Origin of the sequence: Pseudomonas sp. GL-R-26, assembly GCF_019947365.1 — a bacterium.
Taxonomy (GTDB): Bacteria; Pseudomonadota; Gammaproteobacteria; order Pseudomonadales; family Pseudomonadaceae; genus Aquipseudomonas.
Map to the genome: position 1 here is coordinate 131706 of NZ_JAGYGI010000002.1, position 22899 is coordinate 154604.

At 60.3% G+C, this 22899-nt stretch carries 15 protein-coding genes; 1 reads left to right on the forward strand and 14 read right to left on the reverse strand.

All coding sequences use genetic code 11. From position 1 onward, the window contains the following. Positions 1 to 56: 56 nt before the first annotated feature. The 12 genes from gbpA to KGA96_RS03895 form a co-directional block, all read right to left on the reverse strand. Complete coding sequence (gbpA, locus tag KGA96_RS03840) at positions 57 to 1523, reverse strand: N-acetylglucosamine-binding protein GbpA (protein ID WP_223465764.1); 1467 nt, start codon at positions 1521 to 1523, stop codon at positions 57 to 59. Between the two features lie 290 nt (positions 1524 to 1813). Next, positions 1814 to 2881: a uroporphyrinogen decarboxylase gene (gene hemE / locus KGA96_RS03845; RefSeq protein WP_046039658.1), complete on the reverse strand. Its 1068-nt coding sequence runs from the start codon at positions 2879 to 2881 to the stop codon at positions 1814 to 1816. Positions 2882 to 3134: 253 nt separating this feature from the next. Next, the gene (locus tag KGA96_RS03850; protein WP_046039657.1) at positions 3135 to 4553 is read right to left on the reverse strand and encodes an FAD-dependent oxidoreductase; all 1419 of its coding nucleotides are present in this window, start codon (positions 4551 to 4553) and stop codon (positions 3135 to 3137) included. Positions 4554 to 4678: 125 nt separating this feature from the next. Further along, positions 4679 to 9124, reverse strand: coding sequence for a glutamate synthase large subunit (gene gltB / locus KGA96_RS03855; RefSeq protein WP_046039656.1), 4446 nt, complete (start codon positions 9122 to 9124; stop codon positions 4679 to 4681). Between the two features lie 505 nt (positions 9125 to 9629). Continuing rightward, complete coding sequence (locus KGA96_RS03860; RefSeq protein WP_223511673.1) at positions 9630 to 11222, reverse strand: AAA family ATPase; 1593 nt, start codon at positions 11220 to 11222, stop codon at positions 9630 to 9632. A gap of 10 nt (positions 11223 to 11232) precedes the next feature. Next, complete coding sequence (gene aroB / locus KGA96_RS03865) at positions 11233 to 12333, reverse strand: 3-dehydroquinate synthase (protein WP_046039654.1); 1101 nt, start codon at positions 12331 to 12333, stop codon at positions 11233 to 11235. 151 nt (positions 12334 to 12484) lie between these two features. Next, positions 12485 to 13003, reverse strand: coding sequence for a shikimate kinase AroK (gene aroK, locus KGA96_RS03870; RefSeq protein ID WP_046039652.1), 519 nt, complete (start codon positions 13001 to 13003; stop codon positions 12485 to 12487). Between the two features lie 4 nt (positions 13004 to 13007). Next, positions 13008 to 15077 carry a type IV pilus secretin PilQ gene (pilQ, locus tag KGA96_RS03875; protein ID WP_223511675.1) on the reverse strand — a complete coding sequence of 690 codons (2070 nt, stop codon included), beginning with the start codon at positions 15075 to 15077 and terminating at the stop codon, positions 13008 to 13010. Between the two features lie 13 nt (positions 15078 to 15090). Continuing rightward, complete coding sequence (locus KGA96_RS03880; protein ID WP_046039648.1) at positions 15091 to 15618, reverse strand: pilus assembly protein PilP; 528 nt, start codon at positions 15616 to 15618, stop codon at positions 15091 to 15093. Further along, a complete protein-coding gene (locus KGA96_RS03885; protein ID WP_223511677.1) occupies positions 15615 to 16238 on the reverse strand; it encodes a type 4a pilus biogenesis protein PilO in 624 nt (207 codons plus the stop codon). The genes KGA96_RS03880 and KGA96_RS03885 overlap by 4 nt, the downstream gene beginning before the upstream one ends. Further along, positions 16235 to 16801 carry a PilN domain-containing protein gene (locus tag KGA96_RS03890; protein ID WP_046039643.1) on the reverse strand — a complete coding sequence of 189 codons (567 nt, stop codon included), beginning with the start codon at positions 16799 to 16801 and terminating at the stop codon, positions 16235 to 16237. The genes KGA96_RS03885 and KGA96_RS03890 overlap by 4 nt, the downstream gene beginning before the upstream one ends. After that, complete coding sequence (locus KGA96_RS03895) at positions 16801 to 17865, reverse strand: pilus assembly protein PilM (RefSeq protein WP_223511679.1); 1065 nt, start codon at positions 17863 to 17865, stop codon at positions 16801 to 16803. The genes KGA96_RS03890 and KGA96_RS03895 overlap by 1 nt, the downstream gene beginning before the upstream one ends. 217 nt (positions 17866 to 18082) lie before the next feature. Between KGA96_RS03895 and KGA96_RS03900 the strand changes: the two genes are divergently transcribed. Next, the gene (locus KGA96_RS03900; protein WP_404942353.1) at positions 18083 to 20524 is read left to right on the forward strand and encodes a penicillin-binding protein 1A; all 2442 of its coding nucleotides are present in this window, start codon (positions 18083 to 18085) and stop codon (positions 20522 to 20524) included. 130 nt (positions 20525 to 20654) lie between these two features. On the opposite strand, the gene KGA96_RS03905 is transcribed toward KGA96_RS03900, so the two are convergent. Next, entirely contained in the window at positions 20655 to 21923 is a 1269-nt protein-coding gene (locus tag KGA96_RS03905; RefSeq protein WP_223511681.1) for a malic enzyme-like NAD(P)-binding protein, read from the reverse strand. Between the two features lie 182 nt (positions 21924 to 22105). Then, on the reverse strand, positions 22106 to 22894 hold the full coding sequence (locus KGA96_RS03910; protein WP_223511683.1) for a thermonuclease family protein: 789 nt from the start codon (positions 22892 to 22894) through the stop codon (positions 22106 to 22108). Positions 22895 to 22899 lie beyond the last annotated feature (5 nt).

The window sequence follows — 22899 nt, forward strand, 5'->3', positions numbered from 1 at the left end:
AGAAGTAAACCTTCAGGCGATCGGCTACCGATCGCCTGAAGTACTACGAGGGGGACTTACAACTTGTTCCACGCCATGTGCCAGTGAGCACCGACACCCGGTTCATAACCGTTGGCGGAGGGGCTGTACTGCTTGCAGTAACCCGACACTTGGAGCGGCTTGCACTCAAAGACTTCGTTGGTCTTTGGATGCAGCACCTTGGTGCCGGCGGTGTAGTCGCTGAGGCCTTCAGGGAACACGAAATCGTATTCGATGCCCGCGCCTTCACCGGTCAGTTGGGTGGTCTGGGTGTCCTGACGAGTCGTGCGGCCATCCAGGGTGGTGCCGACCAGGGTCAGAGTGTGTGCGCCGGGGTTGCTGCGCACATCCATGGACAACGAGGTGGAGCCACTGGCCACTTGTGTAGAGGTGGTACCTACCGGTTTGTTGCTCTGGTCGAGCAAGGTGGCTTCAACGTTCATCGCACGGTTCGCGATCATGCTGAACTCGACCTTCGCCCGGCCTTTATCCAGGACGTATTCGGCTTGCTGCGAGGCCACCGCCATGCGCGCAGCGGTGTCCTCCTTCATGTCCAGTTGCACTTCGTAGCGGACTACCCCGCTTTCTTTTTGTGCGTAGAGGCTGTTGGTGCCTTTGACCGGCTCGACATTACCACTCTCGTCGCGGATACCGGCACGAACAAGGCTGTGGGTCTGGTTGATTTTTTCGGCCAGCTTGAACGACCAGTTTTGCGCCGTGCCGTCTTCAGCGTTATCGATGCTGATTTCGACACTGTAGTCCGGGCTCTCGCCATTGGCGGTGAACGCCCGGGCCTTGACCTTGTCGCCCACCAGCAGCGCCGTCGAAGGCGCAATGCTGCCTACGGAGGACCAGCCGCCAGGCAGCTCAGGCTCCGCCAGGATGTTCAGATCCGCAGCGTTGTAAAACGCGGCATCGGTATCGCCCACGGTCCAGATGGCCAGGACGACGTGATGGCCAGACTTGTCTGCCGGAATGTTGCAGTTGTGCTTGTCGCTGGACTCCGGACGCTTGTTGTCGCCGTTGATGGTGCAGAACGGCGTGCTTTCAAAGGTGGTGCGTTTGAGCGATTCGTTCGGATTCCAGCCGTTGCGGGTGATGAAATACTCGTGCTTGGTGGCCGGGTGAACCGCTGTGTAATGCCACTTGAAATCGATGTTGCGGTCCTTGATTTCAGTCAGGTGCCAACGGGTGGCGGACTGTGCATCCATGGCAGAGAACAGCGCGTGACCACCACTGGCGATCTTGCCATCGACCGGCCCCTGCAAGGGAGCACTGCCGACGCCTGCCGGAAAGCCTTTGAAGGTTTCACCGACACTCTGCGGCTCGTACTGGGCGCCACCGCAGTTGGTGTTCAAGCCTTTCTGGCAAGCCAACGCGCGCGAAGGCGGCACTTCCAGATAGCCATGGGCGGAAACGGTTTGAGAGGCCAGCATTGCCGATAACAGGATCATCGATGAAGTGCAGGCCGTTAAAGCACTTCTTTTATCAAATGTAATTTTCATGATGTATTCCAGACTGCTTATCGAAAACAGGGCGCCTTGTGGGCACCCCTGTTCGCTTCGTGACTGTTCGGCGATACGCCGGACAAGAGCCTGAAACCTTACGGGGATGGAAGAAAGTTCTATGTAGGAGTAATCAACACGCGAGGCAGGAACAGTCTCTCCATTCCTCGGTCCGACAAAGAAAGAAAACATTCTTACAGCTAGTAATGCTTTATCGATTGAGCTTTTAATCGGCATAAAAAAACCTGTCCGGCACTAGGCGGGACAGGCTTTTTGAAAACGGACAATCGCTATTCGTGATACTGCGCCGACAGCTCATGTACCGCGCGCAGGAACGCGCCGGCATGTTCCGGATCGACTTCCGGCGTGATGCCATGGCCGAGGTTGAACACGTGGCCGCTGCCTTTGCCGTAGCTGGCCAGGATGCGCCCGACTTCCGCGCGAATCGCTTCCGGCTTGGCGTAGAGCACGGTCGGGTCCATGTTGCCTTGCAGCGCGACCTTGTCGCCAACACGGACGCGGGCATTACCGATGTCGCAGGTCCAGTCCAGGCCCAGTGCATCAGCACCGGCGTCGGCGATGCTTTCCAGCCACAGGCCGCCGTTCTTGGTGAACAGGATCACCGGCACCTTGCGGCCTTCATGCTCGCGGATCAAACCGCTGACGATTTTCTTCATGTAGGCCAGGGAGAACTCCTGGTACGCCGCTGCCGACAGGTTGCCGCCCCAGGTGTCGAAGATCTGCACCGCTTGGGCACCGGCCATGATCTGGCCGTTGAGGTAGCTGGTGACCGACTGCGCGAGTTTATCCAGCAGCAGGTGCATGGCTTGCGGGTTGTCGTAGAGCATGGCCTTGGTCTTGCGGAAGTCTTTCGACGAACCGCCTTCGACCATGTAGGTCGCCAGGGTCCACGGGCTGCCGGAGAAGCCGATCAGCGGCACACGGCCGTTCAGTTCGCGGCGGATGGTGCTGACCGCGTCCATCACGTAACCCAGGTCTTTTTGCGGATCAGGAATCGGCAGGGCTTCGATGTCAGCCAGGGTGCTGACGACTTTCTTGAAGCGCGGACCTTCGCCGGTTTCGAAATACAGACCCTGACCCATTGCATCGGGGATTGTCAGGATGTCGGAAAAGAGAATCGCCGCGTCCAGTTGTGGATAGCGGTCGAGCGGCTGCATTGTGACTTCGCAAGCGAACGCCGGGTTCATGCACAGGCTCATGAAATCGCCGGCCTTGGCACGGCTGGCGCGGTATTCAGGCAGGTAGCGACCGGCCTGACGCATCATCCACACGGGGGTGACGTCTACGGGTTGCTTGAGCAGGGCGCGCAGGAAACGGTCGTTCTTCAGGGCAGTCATGTCGGCATCCGGAAAAAAAGTACGGGCATTTTCTCAGAGCCGGGCGCAAAAGGCACGGCAAGAGCGGAGGCTTTTGTCTTTCGGGTCAATTTGTCGCAATGAAATACAGAGTTTAGCAACACCGCGAAACAACTGTGGGAGCGGGCTTGCTCGCGAATGCGGTGTGTCAGGCAACAAAACTGTCGACTGATACTCCCTCTTCGCGGGCAAGCCCGCTCCCACATTTTTACTGCATTCGGCTCAGGATCAGGGTTTAGACCCCCAGGTAATCCAGGATCCCTTCCGCCGCATTACGGCCTTCGAAGATCGCCGTCACTACCAGGTCCGAACCGCGCACCATGTCGCCACCGGCGAAGATTTTCGGGTTGCTGGTCTGGTGCTTGTACTGACCTTGTTCCGGCGCCACCACGCGGCCCTGGCTGTCGGTCTGGATCTCGAACTGCTCGAACCACGACGCCGGGCTCGGGCGGAAACCGAAAGCGATGACCACGGCGTCGGCCGGGATGATCTCTTCGGAGCCCGGGATCGGCTCGGGGCTGCGACGACCACGGGCGTCCGGCTCGCCGAGACGGGTCTCGACCACCTTCACGCCTTCGACCTTGTCTTCACCAACGATGGCAATCGGCTGGCGGTTGTAGAGGAATTTCACGCCTTCTTCCTTGGCGTTCTTCACCTCTTTGCGCGAGCCCGGCATGTTTGCTTCGTCACGACGATAGGCGCAGGTCACCGACTTGGCGCCCTGGCGGATCGACGTACGGTTGCAGTCCATCGCCGTGTCGCCACCGCCCAGTACCACGACCTTCTTGCCTTTCATGTCGACGAAATCTTCCGGCGACTTTTCAAAGCCCAGGTTGCGGTTGACGTTGGCGATCAGGAAGTCCAGCGCGTCGTACACGCCCGGCAAGTCTTCCCCGGCAAAGCCGCCCTTCATGTAGGTGTAGGTGCCCATGCCCATGAATACGGCATCGTATTCTTCGAGCAGTTGCTCCATGGTCACGTCCTGGCCCACCTCGGTGTTGAGGCGGAACTCGATGCCCATGCCGGTGAAGACTTCGCGACGATTGCTCAGCACGGTCTTTTCCAGCTTGAACTCGGGAATGCCGAAGGTCAGCAGACCGCCGATTTCCGGGTTCTTGTCGAACACCACCGGGGTCACGCCGCCACGCACCAGCACGTCGGCACAGCCCAGGCCCGCAGGCCCGGCACCGATGATCGCGACACGCTTGCCGGTCGGCTTGACCTTGGACATGTCCGGACGCCAGCCCATGGCGAACGCGGTGTCGGTGATGTACTTCTCCACCGAACCGATGGTCACCGCGCCGAAGCCGTCGTTGAGGGTGCAGGCACCCTCGCACAGACGATCCTGCGGGCACACCCGGCCGCAGACTTCCGGCAGGGTGTTGGTCTGGTGCGACAGCTCGGCGGCCTGGAGGATGTTGCCCTCGGCCACCAGCTTCAGCCAGTTGGGAATGAAGTTGTGCACCGGGCACTTCCATTCGCAATACGGGTTACCGCAACCCAGGCAGCGGTGTGCCTGGTCGGCCGACTGCTGGGGTTTGAAGGGTTCGTAGATTTCCACGAACTCTTTCTTGCGTTGACGCAACAGTTTCTTCTTCGGATCCTTGCGCCCGACCTCGATGAATTGGAAGTCGTTGCTGAGTCGTTCGCCCATCTTCAAAACCTCTTACACGACAGCTTCAAGCTCTAAGCTTCAAGCTGCAAGACAATCACGGTGGCAGGCACAACGCGCACTGCTGTTAACTTGCGGCTTGAAGCTTGCCGCTTGCAGCTGCGTCGTTACTGCGGATTCGCACGAGTACTGGAGAGCAGAGATTTCAAGCTCGCCGCCTTAGGTTTGACTAGCCAGAAACGACGCAAGTAATCATCGAGGTTCTCGGCGAGTTCACGACCCCACTCGCTGTCGGTTTCCTCGACGTATTCGTTCAGCACGCGTTGCAGGTGGCTGCGGTAGGCTTCCATCGCCTCGCCGCTGATCCGCTGGATTTCCACCAGTTCGTGGTTGACCCGGTCAACGAAGGTGTTGTCCTGGTCGAGCACGTAGGCGAAACCGCCGGTCATGCCAGAGCCGAAGTTGTAACCGGTCTTGCCCAAGACGCAGACGAAACCACCGGTCATGTACTCGCAGCAGTGATCGCCAGTGCCTTCCACGACGGTGTGGGCACCGGAGTTACGCACGGCGAAACGCTCGCCCGCGGTGCCGGCGGCGAACAGCTTGCCGCCAGTGGCGCCGTACAGGCAGGTGTTGCCGATGATGGCACTGTCCTGGGTGCGGTAGACACTGCCCTTCGGCGGAACGATGACCAGCTTGCCGCCGGTCATGCCTTTGCCGACGTAGTCGTTGGCGTCGCCTTCCAGGTACATGTGCAGGCCACCGGCGTTCCACACGCCGAAGCTCTGACCGGCAGTGCCCTTGAAGCGGAACGTGACCGGCGCATTGGCCATGCCCTGGTTACCGTGCTTGCGCGCGATTTCGCCGGAGATCCGTGCGCCGATGGAACGGTCGCAGTTGCAGATATCCAGGGCGAATTCAGCGCCGCTCAGGTCGTTGATCGCCGAGGTGGCCATGTCGACCATTTTCTCGGCCAGCAGGCCCTTGTCGAACGGCGGGTTGCGTTCAACGCCACAGAACTGCGGCTTGTCCGCCGGCACGTGGTCGCTGCCCAGCAACGGGGTCAGGTCCAGGTGATGCTGCTTGGCGGTCTGGCCTTCGAGGATTTCCAGCAGATCGGTACGGCCGATCAGCTCTTCGAGGGAGCGCACGCCCAGCTTGGCCAGCCACTCACGGGTTTCTTCGGCGACGTAGGTGAAGAAATTCACCACCATGTCGACGGTACCGATGTAGTGATCCTTGCGTAGCTTCTCGTTCTGGGTCGCGACGCCGGTGGCGCAGTTGTTCAGGTGGCAGATGCGCAGGTATTTGCAGCCCAGGGCGATCATTGGCGCGGTGCCGAAGCCGAAGCTTTCAGCACCGAGGATGGCCGCCTTGATCACGTCGAGGCCGGTTTTCAGGCCGCCGTCGGTCTGTACACGGACCTTGCCGCGCAGGTCGTTGCCACGCAGGGTCTGGTGGGTTTCGGCAAGGCCGAGTTCCCACGGAGCGCCCGCGTACTTGATCGAGGTCAGTGGCGATGCACCGGTACCACCGTCATAACCGGAGATGGTGATCAAGTCCGCGTAGGCCTTGGCCACACCGGCGGCGATGGTGCCGACGCCCGCTTCTGCTACCAGCTTCACCGAGACCAGCGCCTTCGGGTTGACTTGTTTCAGGTCGAAAATCAGCTGCGACAAGTCTTCGATCGAATAGATGTCATGGTGCGGCGGTGGCGAAATCAGGGTCACGCCTGGTACTGCGTAACGCAGCTTGGCGATCAGACCGTTGACCTTGCCGCCTGGCAGCTGACCACCTTCGCCGGGCTTGGCGCCCTGGGCGACCTTGATCTGCAGCACTTCAGCGTTGACCAGGTATTCCGGGGTCACACCGAAACGGCCGGTGGCAACCTGCTTGATTTTCGAGCTCTTGATGGTGCCGTAGCGCGCCGGGTCTTCGCCGCCTTCACCGGAGTTGGAACGCGCACCGAGGCGGTTCATGGCTTCGGCCAGGGCTTCGTGAGCTTCCGGCGACAGGGCGCCCAGGGAGATACCGGCGGAGTCGAAGCGCTTGAGCACCGATTCCAGTGGTTCGATCTCGCTGATGTCCAATGGAGTGTCGAGGGTTTTGACTTTCAGCAGGTCGCGGATCATCGACACCGGGCGGTTGTCCACCAGCGACGTGTATTCCTTGAACTTGCTGTAGTCGCCCTGCTGCACAGCGGCTTGCAGGGTGTTGACCACGTCCGGGTTGTACGCGTGATACTCGCCACCATGGACGAACTTCAGCAATCCACCCTGCTGGATCGGCTTGCGCGGGCTCCAGGCTTCGGTGGCCAGGGCTTTCTGCTCGGCTTCGATGTCGACGAAACGCGCACCCTTGATGCGGCTTGGCACGCCACGGAAGCTCAGGTTGCAAACTTCCTCGGACAGGCCGATGGCTTCGAACAACTGCGCACCACGGTACGAAGTGATGGTCGAGATACCCATCTTCGACAGGATCTTGAGCAGGCCTTTGGTGATGCCTTTACGGTAGTTCTTGAACACCTCGTAGAGGTCGCCCAGCACTTCACCGGTACGGATCAGGTCGCCCAGCACTTCGTAGGCCAGGAACGGATAAACGGCAGAGGCGCCGAAACCGATCAACACGGCGAAGTGGTGCGGATCGCGAGCGGTCGCGGTTTCCACCAGGATGTTGGAGTCGCAACGCAGGCCTTTCTCGGTCAGGCGGTGATGCACCGCACCGGTGGCGAGCGAAGCGTGGATCGGCAGCTTGCCTGGGGCAATGTGACGGTCACTCAGCACGACCTGGGTACGACCGGCGCGCACGGCTTCTTCAGCCTGATCGGCCACGTTGCGGATCGCCGCTTCCAGGCCGACGCTCTCGTCGTAGTTCAGATCGATGATCGCGCGCTCGAAGCCCGGACGATCGAGGTTCATCAGCGAGCGCCACTTGGCCGGGGAAATGACCGGCGAGCTGAGGATCACGCGCGAAGCGTGTTCCGGCGACTCCTGGAAGATGTTGCGCTCGGCACCGAGGCAGATTTCCAGCGACATGACGATGGCTTCACGCAGCGGGTCGATCGGCGGGTTGGTGACCTGCGCGAACTGCTGGCGGAAATAGTCGTACGGCGTGCGCACGCGCTGGGACAGCACGGCCATCGGCGTATCGTCGCCCATCGAGCCCACGGCTTCGTAGCCTTGCTCACCGAGCGGACGCAGCACCTGGTCGCGCTCTTCGAACGTGACCTGGTACATCTTCATGTATTGCTTGAGCTGATCGACATCGTAGAACGCCGAACCGTGGTCGTTGTCTTCCATGGTCGCCTGGATGCGCAGGGCATTCTTGCGCAGCCATTGCTTGTACGGATGACGGGACTTCAGGCGGTTGTCGATCGCATCGGTGTCGAGGATCTGACCGGTTTCGGTGTCCACGGCAAAGATCTGGCCCGGGCCCACACGGCCCTTGGCGATCACGTCTTCAGGCTGGTAGTTCCAGACACCGATTTCCGAGGCCAGGGTGATGAAGCCGTTCTTGGTGGTGACCCAACGCGCCGGACGCAGGCCGTTACGGTCGAGCAGGCACACCGCGTAACGACCATCGGTCATTACCACGCCGGCCGGGCCGTCCCACGGCTCCATGTGCATCGAGTTGTATTCGTAGAACGCACGCAGATCCGGGTCCATGGTCTCGACGTTCTGCCACGCAGGCGGAATGATCATCCGCACGCCACGGAACAGGTCGATGCCACCGGTGACCATCAGTTCGAGCATGTTGTCCATGCTGGAGGAGTCGGAACCCACGCGGTTGACCAGCGGGCCGAGCTCTTCCAGATCCATCAGGTCGTTGGTGAACTTGGTGCGACGGGCCACGGCCCAGTTGCGGTTGCCGGTGATGGTGTTGATCTCGCCGTTGTGCGCCAGGAAGCGGAACGGTTGAGCCAGCGGCCATTTCGGCAGGGTGTTGGTGGAGAAGCGCTGGTGGAACACGCAAATCGAGGTTTGCAGGCGCTCATCGCTCAGGTCCGGATAGAAGGCGGTCAAGTCCGCCGGCATCATCAGGCCTTTATAAATGATGGTCTTGTGCGAAAAGCTGCACACGTAGTGGTCGGTGTCGGCGGCGTTGGCCACGGACGAGCGACGACGGGAGGTGAACAGCTTGACGGCCATGTCCTGATCGCTCAGGCCTTCACCGCCGATGAACACCTGCTCGATCTGCGGCAGGCGCTCAAGGGCCAGGCGGCCGAGGACGCTGGTGTCGATCGGCACTTTGCGCCAGCCGACCAGTTGCAGACCGGCGGCCAGGATTTCGCGGTTCATGTTCTCGCGAGCGGCTTCGGCTTTGACCGGGTCCTGGTTGAAGAAGACCATGCCCACAGCGTATTGCTTGGGCATTTCGACGCCGAAGGTTTCCTGGGCGATCGCTCGCAGGAACACGTCCGGCTTTTGAATCAGCAGACCGCAACCGTCACCGGTCTTGCCGTCGGCATTAATCCCACCGCGGTGGGTCATGCAGGTCAGGGCCTCAATGGCCGTTTGCAAAAGGGTATGACTGGGCTCGCCCTGCATATGGGCTATCAGGCCGAAACCGCAGTTATCCTTGAATTCATCTGGTTGGTACAGACCTGCTTTCATAGACACTTTCTCACCAGGCTGCTTCTCGCGAAGCAAATTTCTTTTCAATTCAACCACTTACCAACCGCGCCGAACGTACGTCAGCTTTGCGGGGGCAAAAGGGAGGTCATTGTACACACCGACACAGAGGCTCACAAATTTGACGACGAAATGTCGCAAATCTATGTCGCATTTGTGAAAGGTTTAAAGCGATCTGCTGTGCTAGTCAAAACTTTTTTTAATTTTGACCGCAACGACTCAAAGACTACTGTGACGCAGACACCACAAGGCACGCAGCCGCAGGGGATGTTGGCGCGCAACCCGAAGGGACGCGCCCCATTTGGCGCTGGGCAGCGTTGCTCGGAACTTATTTGGAAAAACCAAACTGCGTTCCTCGCGCCTTGCCCAGCGCCAAATGGGTCTGCGTCGCGGTCGTCAGCAAGTGCCAACAGCCCCTGAAGGCGGCGTGCACTTGTAGAAATTTTGAGGTGCTTGGAGAGGCGGCCTGGGTAAGGCCGCCGAATCTTCAGCGAGTTGTTGCCAGTTCCTGTTGGACGCTGGCGACAGTGCGAGGCCAAGGTTTACCAGCCTGAACCTTCGCTGGCAAGGCCTTGATGGCGGAAACGGCTGCATCACGATTGGCGAAGTTGCCGTAGGTGATCACGTAGAGCGGCTTGCCATTGAGGACTTTCTTGAAATAACGGTACTCGCCGCCCTGCTCCTTGACGAAGCTTTGTGCGGCAGTTTCGGAGCTGGTGCCGAGGATCTGCACCACGTAGTTGCCCGGTGCCTGACCGGCATACCAGGTGCCGCCAGCAGCCTTGGCCGCCGGAGCCGGTTTCTCGGCAGGCTTCGCCGCCGCAACGACTGGCTTGGCTGGCGCTGGAGCAGGCTTGGCCACAGGAGCAGGCGCTGGCTTGGCGGTGGCGACCTGAGTCGGCGCAGGCGTCGGCTTGGCTGCTGGTGTCGGTGTCGGCGCAGGGCCGGCAGGAACGCCCACTGGAGGTGCGGTAGTGGTAACGGTCGGTGGCGTAGCGCTGGAACCCTCGACCGGAACGCCGTCGTCGCCCTCGGTAATGCCACCTGCCGCTTCAGCCAGCGGGGCGCGCATGACCGGTTGCGAGTTACCGACCAACGGCAATGGCATCGGCTGCGTGTTACCAGCGAATTCGACGGCCGGAGCACCGCCATTCGCGGTTGGCTGGCCCTGGCCTAGCGGCAGTTGCGCCTGTTCATTGGCCGGTGCACCGGTGGTCGGTGTCTTGTTGCGACCCGGAATCAACCAGGCGGCAGCTACCGCGACCACGACCACGGCGGAAATCGCCAATACGTGTTTCTTCGGCATATTGAACCCCATTTTTGGACGCTTGACCGCTGAGCGGCTGGCGATCATGGCTTCGATCATTGCATCGCGGGCGACCTGATTGATGCTGCCAGGCCAACCTTCCGAGCTTTCGTGAATATCAGAGATCTGATCCGCGGTGAAAAGTTCGATACCGCGACCCGCGCCTTCGAGCCGCTGCTCCAGATATTCGCGGGTTTCTTCTTCGGTGTAGGGCTGCAACTCGATGACGTGGAAACGCTCTTCCTCGAGATGCAAAGCCTCTAGCTGACCGATCATCGAGGTCTCGCCGAACAGGAACACATGCGGGCGGCCTTCAGGCGCGCCGGCAGCCAGGACCATCAGAGCCTCAAGGGCGGACTCGTCGAGTTGTTCCGCGTCATCGACCAGCAGATAGACTTCCTGGCCGGTCAGTGCAAGCTGCACCACCTGTGCCAGAATCGCGTCGGCATCAGCCTGGCCGACGCTCAGCGCCTGGGCCACCTGGCGCAGCACACCGGCCGCATCGCCGGCGCCGCGGGCAGAAACCACCACACTTTGTACCGATTGCTTGTTGGTGCTGGCGACCAGGGCCTGACGCAACAGGGTCTTGCCACTGCCCTCGGGACCGGTGACCACCAGCAGCAACTGGCTGTAGCGGGCCAGGTGATGCAGTTGTCCCAGCACGGGTTTGCGCTGGGCCGGGAAAAATTTGAAGCCAGGCACCCGTGGAGCAAAAGGGTCATGACTCAACTGGTAATGGCCGAGGAAAGCCTCGTCGGCATGCAAACTAGTCATCGTGTTCTTATTAACCTTTAAGCTGAGCCAGGGCGCGGTAGTCTGCCCCCAGCGTGGCCTGTAGAACCTCTTTCGGATAATCGTCGGTCACCACCGCTTCGCCCATGTGGCGCAGCAGCACCAGGCGCAAACGACCGTCGATCACTTTTTTATCAATGGACATGTGTTCGAGGAAATCGGCTTCTGTCATCTCTTGCGGCGGAATGACCGGCAGCCCCGCACGCTGGAACAGACGAATGCCGCGATCACGCTCCTGCTCGCTGATCCAGCCGAGTCGCGCGGACATTTCCAGCGCCATTACAGTGCCAGCAGCCACTGCCTCACCATGAAGCCATACACCATAGCCCATGTGGGTTTCGATGGCGTGGCCAAACGTGTGGCCCAGGTTCAAGGTGGCACGAACGCCCGTCTCTTTCTCATCGGCACCGACCACCGCCGCCTTCGCCGCGCAGGAGCGCTCGATGGCATAGGTCAGGGCTTGCTGGTCCAGATTGCGCAGGCGGTCGACATTGTCTTCGAGCCAGGTCAGGAACGGCTCATCACAGATCAGCCCGTACTTGATGACTTCGGCCAGCCCGGCGGACAGCTCGCGCGCCGGCAAGGTATTGAGGCTGGCGGTATCGATCAGCACCACGTTCGGCTGATAGAAGGCGCCGACCATGTTCTTGCCCATCGGATGGTTGATTCCGGTCTTGCCGCCCACCGAGGAGTCGACCTGCGACAGCAGCGTGGTCGGAACCTGGATGAAATCGACGCCGCGCTGGTAGCAGGCGGCGGCAAAGCCGGCCATGTCACCGATCACACCGCCACCGAGGGCGATCACCGTGGTACGGCGGTCATGCCGGGCGGTCAGCAGACCGTCGAAAATCAGCTGCAGGGTTTCCCAGGTCTTGAAGGCTTCGCCGTCGGGCAGTACCACGGAAATCACCGAGAACTGCGCCAGGCTGCGGGTCAGACGCTCGAGATAGAGCGGCGCAACAGTCTCGTTGGAGATGATCGCTACTTGCCGTCCGCGAATGTGCGGGGCCAGCAGCTCGGGCTGATCCAACAAACCTTCGCCAATATGAATCGGGTAGCTGCGCTCGCCTAGATCGACCTTGAGTGTCTGCATGTGTCCCCACAGTGAAGATGGAATCAGGCGTTCTGCCCTGAGTTAACGAATATCCACGGCCTCCGCTGGTGTGACGCCGTTCGGTAGCCATCCGCCACAACCTTGAGCGGTCATGGCGAGACGCCGAGGATAGCGCATTTCGCGCGGCGCTTTAACGGGGTGGCAACTGCTGCAGACGCTCTAGAATATCGAGTACGACCATTCGTGGGGGCCGCTCATCGGTTTCGACCACCAGGTCGGCAATTTCCCGATATAGCGGATCGCGGATCTCCAATAGATCCCGAAGGGTCTTGGCCGGATCGGCGGTACGCAACAGTGGCCGGTTGCGGTCGCGGGACGTGCGACCGACCTGCTGCTCGACCGACGCATGCAGATAAACCACTCGCCCACCGGCATGCAGTGCCCGACGATTGGCTTCGCGCATGACCGCGCCCCCGCCTGTCGCCAGCACCACACCGTCGCAATCGCACAGCTCGGCAATCATTGCCTGCTCGCGATCACGAAAGCCCGGTTCGCCTTCCTTATCGAAGATCCAAGGGATATTGGCGCCCGTGCGCAATTCAATTTCCTTATCGGAATCTTTGAATGGCAGGCGCAGCTCTTTGGCCAGCAACCGGCCGATGGTGCTTTTTCCAGCACCCATCGGTCCAACAAGAATCAAATTTCGCACAGAATCAATGACTCACAGCAATCGCCCGATTATTCATGATACGCGGAGTGAGGAATACCAACAGCTCGGATTTTTTCTCCGAAACCACATCACGCCGGAAAAGGCGGCCAAGATACGGCACATCGCCAAGAAATGGCACCTTATCTACAACCTTGCTCTGAGTATTTGAGAAAACGCCGCCAATGACGATGGTCTCGCCATCGTTGACCAAGACCTTGGCGTTGACTTCGTTTTTCTTGATGGGCGGTACATCCTGGACCTTGTTGAGGTAATCCGGCTCGTCCTTGGTGACCTTGACCTCCATGATGATCCGGTTGTCGGGCGTGATCTGCGGCGTCACCTCCAGCGAAAGCGAAGCCTCCTTGAACGACACCGAAGTCGCGCCGCTGGAACTGGCCTCCTGATAGGGAATCTCGGTGCCCTTGAGGATTTTCGCGGTTTCCTTGTCGGACGTGACCACCTTGGGCTGCGAGACGATTTCCCCGTTGCCGGTTTTTTCCATGGCCGTCAGCTCCAGGTCCAGCAAGACGTTATCGGTGATGAACGCGATGCCGATTCCCGAGGTATTGTTGGCTACACCCATGTCGACGAACGGCGAATTGGTGCTGGTACTGCCGAGCGTTCCGATGGTCGATGACCCATTGAGTCCGTTGCTGACGCCGGAGGTGTTCCAGTTGCCCTTGTTCTGTATCGAGCCGCCCCAGCGCACCCCGAGGCTTTTGTCATAGTCGACGTTGGCCTCGACAATGCGCGCCTCGATCATCACCTGACGCACCGGGATATCCAGTTGCGTGACAATCCTGCGCAGCTCGTCCAGCCGGTCCTGGGTCTGGTAGGCAATGATGTTGTTGGTGCGCTCATCGACGGTGATCGACCCCCGTTCGTCGGGTTTCGCTTCGGCACTGGTCACCGACTGGAAGAGCTTGGCGATGTCCGCCGCCTTGGCGTAATTGACCTGCAACAGCTCCCGACGCAACGGTGCCAGATCGGCAATCTGCTTCTGTGATTCGAGCTCCTGACGCTCACGGGCAGCAATTTCATCGGCCGGCGCAACAAGCAGGACATTGCCGACCTTGCGCTTGTCCAGCCCCTTGGTTTTCAGCACCAGATCCAGCGCCTGATCCCACGGTACGTTCTGCAGGCGCAGGGTAATTCCCCCCTGGACCGTGTCGCTGGCCACCAGATTGAGGTTGGTGAAATCGGCGATCAGCTGCAGCACCGAGCGCACATCGATGTCCTGGAAATTCAGCGATAGCTTCTCGCCGCTGTAGGCCTGTTGCCCGACATTGCGCTTTTGCAGCTCGTCGACCGTCGCCGGGCGAACGCTGACCGTGAGCTTATTGTCAGTCTGATAGGTCGAGTAATCGAACGTGCCGCCGGGCTCAATGCTGATGACGGCTCGATCTCCACTCGCGCTGGCATTGACGAACTGCACTGGCGTGGCGAAATCCTTCACGTCCAGACGCACGCGCAATGGCTCGGGCAATCGGGTTTTGGCAAACCCGACGATGATCTTGCCCTCGCGCTCTTGTATGTCGGGCGCAATCAATGGATCCGACAAATCGATCACCACGTTGCCTTCGCCCTGGGTTCCCCGCTGGAAATCCACCCCCCGAATGGCCTTGCCTGCCGTCGCGGCGGCTCGTGCCGGGACCGACGTTGCGGTAACCGCCGGCCTGGATGTCGACGGTTTGACTCCCTGGCCGACAACTACCAGCAAATTGTTGCCTTCAATTCGCGAGTCATACGGGGCCGGCTGGGTCAGGTTGATGATCAATCGCGTACGGTCCCGGGCTTCCACCACCGTCGCACTACGGGCATTTCCACTGCCGAGATCGCGAGTCTTGCTGGCCAACTGACTGGTGACACCCGGCAAATCCAGGGCAATCCGGGCCGGCGAATCCGTCGTGTAGCCGTGGGGCACCGGGGGTGGCGCATCGAATGACAACTTCAACTCGACACGGTCACCCGGCAGCGCAGCGACATCCAGCGCCTTGAGATTGGCCGCTTGCACCATCGGCGACAACAACGCTATCCATAGCGAAAGGCCGACGGTGGAAAGAATCCTGTTCATTATTGGAGTTCCACTATGAGTGCTCTTTCAAGGAAATGGTCCGGGGGCGCTCCAGCCACGCCCCCTGACCATCAGGGACAATTTCAACCACATCGACTTGAGAGCCGCTGATCGCAACGATCCGTCCGTCGTTACGCCCCAGGTAATCGCCGACTTTCAGCCGGTGCACCCCACCCGCCCCGCGCAACAGGGCATAGGAGCCCGTTGCATTGGAAAGGGTGCCGACCATTTCAAACTGCTCGATGTTGAAGCCTTCGAGGTACTGCCTGACCCGACCCGGGTCGGGTTTGACGTCATGCGAACCCCGCCGCCGGGCTACCAGATCAGTGCTGATCTGCGGCGAAAACGGGCTACGCAGATTCGTCGCGTTGTAAGTGAATGCCGGGTGAGACTGGAATACCGGCGTTGGTTCAATCTTCCCCGGCCCGTGCAGGCGCATTTCGTTCATGTACGCGTCCAGATCGGTGTAGTCATCACCTGCGCCACAACCGGACAGGGCAGACAGCAACACCACCACCGAAAAACAACGTGCCGGGCTCATTGATGCTGTCCCTTGTCGTTGTAGCGGTAGGTCTTGGCGAGGATGGTCAAGCGCAGCTTCGGGCCACCCTTGGGGCTGACGGGGGCAAGGTCGAAATCGTGCAAGGTGACGATTCGCGGCAACCCGGCCACACCACTGACGAAGGTGGCCAGGTCGTGGTAATCCCCGGTGACTGTGATCTGGATCGGCAGTTCGATGTAGAACGGCTGGGCGACCTCCGGCAGCAACTTGATCTCTTCAAACTCCAGGCCGCTGCCGAGGCCCGTACGCGTGATGTCTTCCAGCAAGCCAGGCACTTCGGTGTCGCTGGGCAGTTGTCGCAGCAGTACGTCGAAGGCGTTCTCCATCTCCTTCAACTGCTGGGTGTAGAGATCCAGATTTGCCGCCATGCGGGCTTTGCCGGCGAACTGCTCCTTGAGAGTCGACTCTTCCTCGCGCTTGAGATCGAGCTGGCTCACAAGGTCGCGGGTGGAAAAGCTATAGCCAAAGGTCATCACCAGAAGCACGAGCAAACCAGCCACCAGAAACTTGATCGCCGGCGGCCAGGAACCCATGTTGCTGGTATCCAGGTCATTGATGTCGATCTTGCGCAGCCCTTCGAACCATTCGGACAGGCTCATTTGCCCTCCTCCGGTTTTGCGGGCTGAGTCTGGCGAACGGTCAACTGGAAGACGTTGGCCTGCTCCACCTGACCCGCAGCCCTGGCCTTGACTTCGGTCAGGCTCGGCGCATCGAACCAGTCTGATGCCTCGAGGTTGCGCATCAATTCTGAAACACGGTTGTTGGATTGAGCAGCGCCGGTGATGGACAAGGTCTTTGCGCTCATTTTCACCTCGGTGAAATACACGCCATCGGGCAGGGCTCGCGCTAACTGGTCAAATATCCGCCCGCTGATTTGGCGATTACCTTGCAGGTCCTGGATGACATCCATGCGCTCGACCAATTGCTGACGACGCGCCTTGAGATCATTGATCTGGGTGATCCGTTCATCGATCACGGCGACTTGCTTGCCGATGTAATCGTTACGGGCGACTTGCCGGTCGATGGCACCGCTGATGACCTGGTTCGCGACCAGCACCGCACCCATCGCACCCACCATTGCCGCCACCAGGACCAGCAGGAAGCGCTTGCGGCGAACTTCACGCCGCTCCTCGCGCCAGGGTAAAAGGTTGATCCGTGCCATCAGTCGAAGCTCCTGAGGGCCAGACCGCAGGCGATCATCAACGCCGGGGCATCACTCGCCAGGGCAGCGCCATTGACCTTGCTGCCCAGAGTCATTTCGCAAAAAGGGTTCGCGACCTGGGTCGGCGTGCCCAATTGCTGCTCGATCAAACGGTCCAGCCCCGGGATCGACGCGGTACCGCCGGCCAACAGGACATGGTCGACGGCGCTGTACTGGCCGGAGACAAAGAAGAAATGCAACGAGCGCGACACCTGCTGCACCAGCGCCTCGCAAAATGGCTGCAAGACCTCACCGGCATAGTCACCCGGCAGACCGCCCTTTTTTTGCGCCAACCCCGCCTGCTCCAGCGTCAGGCCATAGCGACGCTGGATTTCCTCGGTCAACTGCCGTCCGCCGAACAGTTGCTCGCGGGTGTAGATGATCCGCCCGTTGTGCAGCACGCTCAGGGTGGTCATGGTGGCGCCGATGTCCACCACTGCAACCGTCGAAGGTTCCCCGGAAACCGTGAGCCGGCTGGCCAGCAATTCGAATGAACGCTCCAGCGCGTAGGCTTCGACATCGACCACACGGGCGGTCAGCCCCGCCAGGGCCAGGGCCGCCTCGCGGACTTCGACGTTTTCCTTGCGACAAGCGGCGAGCAGCACGTTGACGCGCTCGGGATTGCGTCCGGAGGTGCCCTGGACTTCAAAGTCGATCGCAACTTCGTCCAGGGGATAAGGAATGTACTGGTCAGCCTCGATCTTCAGCTGGCTTTCCATCTCGTCCTCGGATAGACCGGCCTCCATCTCGATGGTCTTGGTGATCACCGCCGAGCCCGCCACGGCCACGGCCACGTTCTTGAGGCCGGTTCTGGCCTTGGCCAGCGCACGCGCAAGGGCCAGCCCCACGCCTTCGAGCTCGGCGATATTCTTTTCGATCACCGCGCCGATCGGCAACGGCTCGACCGCATACGCCTCGACTCGAAAACGCTCACCCTGACGGCTCAACTCCAGAAGTTTTACCGAGGTGGAGCTGATATCGATGCCCAGCAGCGTATTGGATTTTTTGTTGAAGAGTCCTGGCACTACCAATTCCCTATGACTTTCCGTGAGTTACGGACTCTGCAATGTCCATTGCGTTCAATCCGCCCGTCTTGACAGCAGCGCCAGCCACGCTCCCGATCAGAAAAATGCTTATAATGCCCAGCGTTTTTTTCCGCATTTGCTCAAGCGCGGGTCGTTCTCATTTAGCCTGAACCCTGTTGCCCAATTCATTTTTTACCCTGGATATCCAAAAGCCTTGATTCGTCTGCTGAAGTTTTTCGGTTGGTCCATCGTCGCGGTTTTCTGCGGACTCCTTCTGGGTCTGAGCGGGGCGTACCTCTACCTTAGTCCCGGACTTCCGTCCGTGGAGGCGCTGAGAAGCATCCAGTTGCAGATCCCTTTGCGGGTCTACAGCAGCGATAACAAGTTGATCGCAGAATTTGGCGAAATGCGCCGTACACCGATCCGTTTCGCCGACATTCCCCCCAACTTCATCAATGCGTTACTAAGTGCTGAAGACGACAATTTCGCCAACCACTATGGCGTCGATCCGAGCAGCCTGATGCGTGCCGCGACCCAGCTGGTCAAAAGCGGACACATCCAGTCCGGCGGCAGCACGATCACCATGCAGGTGGCGAAGAACTTCTTCCTGTCCAGCGAACGCAGCTTTTCGCGCAAGACCACCGAAATCCTCCTGGCTCTGCAGATCGAACGCCAGCTGACCAAGGACGAGATCCTCGAGCTGTACGTCAACAAGATCTATCTGGGTAACCGTGCCTACGGCATCGAGGCGGCGGCGCAGGTCTATTACGGCAAATCGATCCGCGATGTCAGCCTGGCGCAGATGGCGATGATCGCCGGCCTGCCCAAGGCGCCGTCGCGCTTCAACCCGCTGGCCAACCCGGCGCGCAGCAAGGAGCGCCGCGACTGGATCCTGGGGCGCATGTACAAGCTCGGAAAAATCAGCGAGGCCGACTACACCACTGCAGTCAACGAGCCGCTGAACGCCAGCTATCACGTGCCGACGCCGGAAGTGAACGCCCCGTACATCGCCGAAATGGCCCGCGCCGAAATGGTCGGACGTTATGGCAGCGACGCGTATACCGAAGGCTTCCGCGTCACCACTACGGTGCCGAGCGACCTCCAGGAACTGGCCAACACCGCGGTCCACGAAGGCCTGATGACCTACGACCAGCGTCACGGCTATCGCGGGCCTGACTCGCGACTGCCAGGCAAGACTCGCGAAGCCTGGGCAACCGAGCTGACCAAACAACGCACCATCAGCGGCCTGGAACCGGCCATCGTGACCCAGGTCGACAAGAACGGCCTGCAAGTGCTGACCCGCACCGGCCAGGAACACGTGAACTGGGACACCATGAAGTGGGCCCGGCCGTTCCTGAATACCAACAGCATGGGCGCCAACCCGAAACAACCCTCGGACGTGGCCCAGGTCGGTGACCTGATTCGCGTGCAGCGTCAGCCGGACAATTCGCTCAAGTTCAGCCAGATCCCGCAAGCCCAGGGCGCACTGGTGTCCCTGGACCCACAGAACGGCGCCATTCGTTCGCTGGTCGGCGGTTTCGCCTTCGAGCAGAGCAACTACAACCGCGCATTGCAGGCCAAGCGCCAGCCGGGCTCGAGCTTCAAACCGTTCGTCTACGCCGCCGCACTGGATAACGGCTACACCGCCTCCAGCCTGGTGAACGACGCACCGATCGTGTTCGTCGACGAGTACCTGGACAAGGTCTGGCGTCCGAAGAACGACACCAACACCTTCCTCGGCCCGATTCGCCTGCGTGAAGCGCTGTACAAGTCGCGCAACCTGGTGTCGATCCGCTTGCTGCAAGCGATGGGCGTCGGCAAGACCATCGACTACATCACGCGCTTCGGTTTCAACAAACAGGACCTGCCACCCAACCTGTCCCTGGCGCTGGGCACCGCGACCCTGACGCCAATGGAAATCGCCACTGGCTGGAGCACCTTCGCCAACGGCGGCTACAAGATCACCCCGTTCATCATCGACAAGATCGAAAGCCGCAACGGCGACACGCTGTTCGTCGCCAACCCGCCGACCGTGCCTCAGGGCGGCGCCGCCAGCGATGGCATTGCCGCGCCAAGCGCCCCTCAAGCCTTCACGGTCAACGCAACGCAGGGCGAAGCCCCGGGTGCTACGCAGGCGCCACAAGCACCCGCCGTGGCCGAACGCATCGTTGACGGGCGCACCACGTACATCCTCAACAGCATGCTTGAGGACGTGATCAAGCTCGGCACCGGTCGTCGTGCACTGGCCTTGGGCCGCCCTGACATTGCCGGCAAGACCGGTACGACCAACGAATCCAAGGACGCCTGGTTCTCCGGCTACAACGCCGATTACGTGACGACCGTGTGGACCGGTTTCGATCAACCGGAAAGCCTGGGTCGCAAGGAATTTGGCGGCACCGTCGCGTTGCCGATCTGGATGAACTACATGGGCGCCGCGCTCAAAGGCAAACCGCCACATACGCAACCGGAGCCCGAAGGCATCCTCAGCCTGCGAGTCGACCCGATCAGCGGCCGCGCGGCCAGCCCGGGCACGCCTGGGGCCTACTTCGAACTGTTCAAGGTCGAAGATACGCCACCGTCGGGGAACGAACTGGGCAACGGCCTGGCACCTGGCAGCCCGCTGCCAGCGGATGAAGCGGCGCCGATCGATTTGTTCTAGAGCAGCAGCTGCAAGCCACAAGAGGAAGCTAGTGGCCCGCACCTGCTTTTAACTTGCAGCTTGTAACTTGCCGCTTTGAGCCCATAAAAAACCCCAGCACTTGGCTGGGGTTTTTTATGGGCGACTGCTTTTATCCGTTGAACACGTCATCCACGCTTTTGAGCGGATAGTTCTTCGGATACGGCAGGGTCGCCACACCGGTCTCGATCGCGGCTTTGGCCACGGCATCGGAGATCAGGGTGATCAGACGGGCATCCATTGGCTTCGGAATGATGTACTCACGACCGAATTCCAGCTTGACACCGCCGTAGGCGTCGCACACTTCCTGAGGTACTGGCAGCTTGGCCAGTTCACGCAGGGCATTGGCCGCAGCCACTTTCATTTCTTCGTTGATGCGCTTGGCGCGAACGTCCAGGGCACCACGGAAGATGAACGGGAAGCCCAGTACGTTGTTGACCTGGTTCGGGTAGTCGGAACGACCGGTGGCCATGATCACGTCGCTACGGGTAGCGTGCGCCAGTTCCGGGGCGATTTCCGGATCCGGGTTGGAGCAGGCGAACACGATCGGGTTAGGCGCCATCGCCAGCAGGCCTTCAGCGCTCAGCAGGTTCGGGCCGGACAGGCCAACGAACACGTCAGCGCCTTGCAGGGCGTCAGCCAGGGTGCGCTTGTCGGTCGCGTGAGCGAATACAGCCTTGTACTGGTTCAGGTCGTCACGGCCGGAGTGGATCACGCCGGTACGGTCGACCATGTAGATGTTTTCGATGTTGGCGCCCATGCTCACCAGCAACTTCATGCAGGAGATAGCGGCAGCGCCGGCCCCCAGGCAGACGATCTTGGCTTCCGGCAGGGTTTTGCCAACGATTTCCAGGGCGTTGATCATGCCGGCGGCGGTCACGATAGCGGTGCCGTGCTGGTCATCGTGGAATACCGGAATATCGCACTGCTCGATCAGAGCGCGTTCGATTTCAAAGCACTCTGGTGCCTTGATGTCTTCCAGGTTGATGCCACCGAAGGTGATGGAGATGCGCTTGACGGTGTCGATGAAGGCTTGCGGGCTTTCGGAGTCGACTTCGATGTCGAAAACGTCGATGCCGGCGAAGCGCTTGAACAGTACACCTTTACCTTCCATCACTGGCTTGGAAGCCAATGGGCCGAGGTTACCCAGGCCGAGAATCGCGGTGCCATCGGAAATGACTGCAACCAGGTTGCCTTTGCCGGTGTACTTGTAGGCCAGTTCAGGATCGCGGGCGATCTCGCGGACTGGTTCGGCTACGCCCGGGCTGTAGGCCAGCGACAGGTCGCGAGCGGTAGCAGTGGCCTTGGTGAGCTCGACACTCAGCTTCCCTGGACGAGGATTGGCGTGATATTCGAGAGCGGCAGTTTTCAGATCAGACATTTTGGCATTCCGCTTTTACTGTTGGACAGACTGATCAGCGAGGATACGCGCCTCGCAAAGTCCCCACAAGACTGACCGGTCACCCCTGTCAAGCGCCCGGCCCTACGACTTTGGGCCAAGAGCCGCGGAACACAAGGGATCTACTGTTCACAATCGACAGAAAAAATGTCCACAACTTTTAATCACTGCACGACTTGAAGCATCGTCGGGTCGGTCAAGGGCAACATCCAGCGCGCCTGACCTTCTTTCAGTCCGCCACGACGCGAACGATCCAGCACCCAACCGCGCGCCTCGATCTGCTTGCCTTCGAGCCTTTCCAGCGAGGCTGCATCGAACCGCCCCAGCAGATTGGGCGCAACCTTCAATACAACCGAATCCTGCAATTCGATCCAAACCCCGCCGCGATTGCGTTGCACCTTGCTCACACGACCGCTGAGCACGGCGAAACCGGAAGCATTGATCTGATCCGCTTTCAGTACAGGAGACTGGCGCCACACACCGAGCCCGGCCTGCCGAGCGCTGCTTTCTGCGGCTTGCTGACAGGTGACCAGATCGACATTCGGCGCCACGGCCACCTGAAAACCCAGGCCTTCGGCGAGCATTTGCGCTTCAAGGTTGGCACCATCGGCACCGTAGACATGGGCCAGGGTGCGGCCGTAATGGTCTTTGCTTTCTTTGCCGGGCAGCAAACCAACCTGCCCGTCACTCGCCGCCACCAGGGCTTCGAGTCGCTTGCGCGCGACCACGGCGAACGGTTCGTCGGAGCGGCCATTCTTGCCTAGCTCCGGCGTATTCAAGCCGATCATGCGCACGCTGCGGCCATCGCTCAGGCGCAGGGTGTCGCCGTCCACCACCCGCTGCACCGCGACGGGCGTCAGGCCGCTGGGTGCCGGGCAAAACGCCTGGGCACCGGACAGCCAAATCGCGGACATAAAAAAGGCGCCCGCGAGGGACGCCTTTTTTATCAGCATGGAAA

Coding starts and splice junctions, on each gene's coding strand:
- gbpA (WP_223465764.1), bottom strand. CDS start 1,523: ATGAAAATTACATTTGATAAAAGAAGTGCTTTAACGGCCTGCACTTCA.
- hemE (WP_046039658.1), bottom strand. CDS start 2,881: ATGACTGCCCTGAAGAACGACCGTTTCCTGCGCGCCCTGCTCAAGCAA.
- KGA96_RS03850 (WP_046039657.1), bottom strand. CDS start 4,553: ATGGGCGAACGACTCAGCAACGACTTCCAATTCATCGAGGTCGGGCGC.
- gltB (WP_046039656.1), bottom strand. CDS start 9,124: ATGAAAGCAGGTCTGTACCAACCAGATGAATTCAAGGATAACTGCGGT.
- KGA96_RS03860 (WP_223511673.1), bottom strand. CDS start 11,222: ATGACTAGTTTGCATGCCGACGAGGCTTTCCTCGGCCATTACCAGTTG.
- aroB (WP_046039654.1), bottom strand. CDS start 12,333: ATGCAGACACTCAAGGTCGATCTAGGCGAGCGCAGCTACCCGATTCAT.
- pilQ (WP_223511675.1), bottom strand. CDS start 15,077: ATGAACAGGATTCTTTCCACCGTCGGCCTTTCGCTATGGATAGCGTTG.
- KGA96_RS03880 (WP_046039648.1), bottom strand. CDS start 15,618: ATGAGCCCGGCACGTTGTTTTTCGGTGGTGGTGTTGCTGTCTGCCCTG.
- KGA96_RS03885 (WP_223511677.1), bottom strand. CDS start 16,238: ATGAGCCTGTCCGAATGGTTCGAAGGGCTGCGCAAGATCGACATCAAT.
- KGA96_RS03890 (WP_046039643.1), bottom strand. CDS start 16,801: ATGGCACGGATCAACCTTTTACCCTGGCGCGAGGAGCGGCGTGAAGTT.
- KGA96_RS03905 (WP_223511681.1), bottom strand. CDS start 21,923: ATGTCTGATCTGAAAACTGCCGCTCTCGAATATCACGCCAATCCTCGT.
- KGA96_RS03910 (WP_223511683.1), bottom strand. CDS start 22,894: ATGCTGATAAAAAAGGCGTCCCTCGCGGGCGCCTTTTTTATGTCCGCG.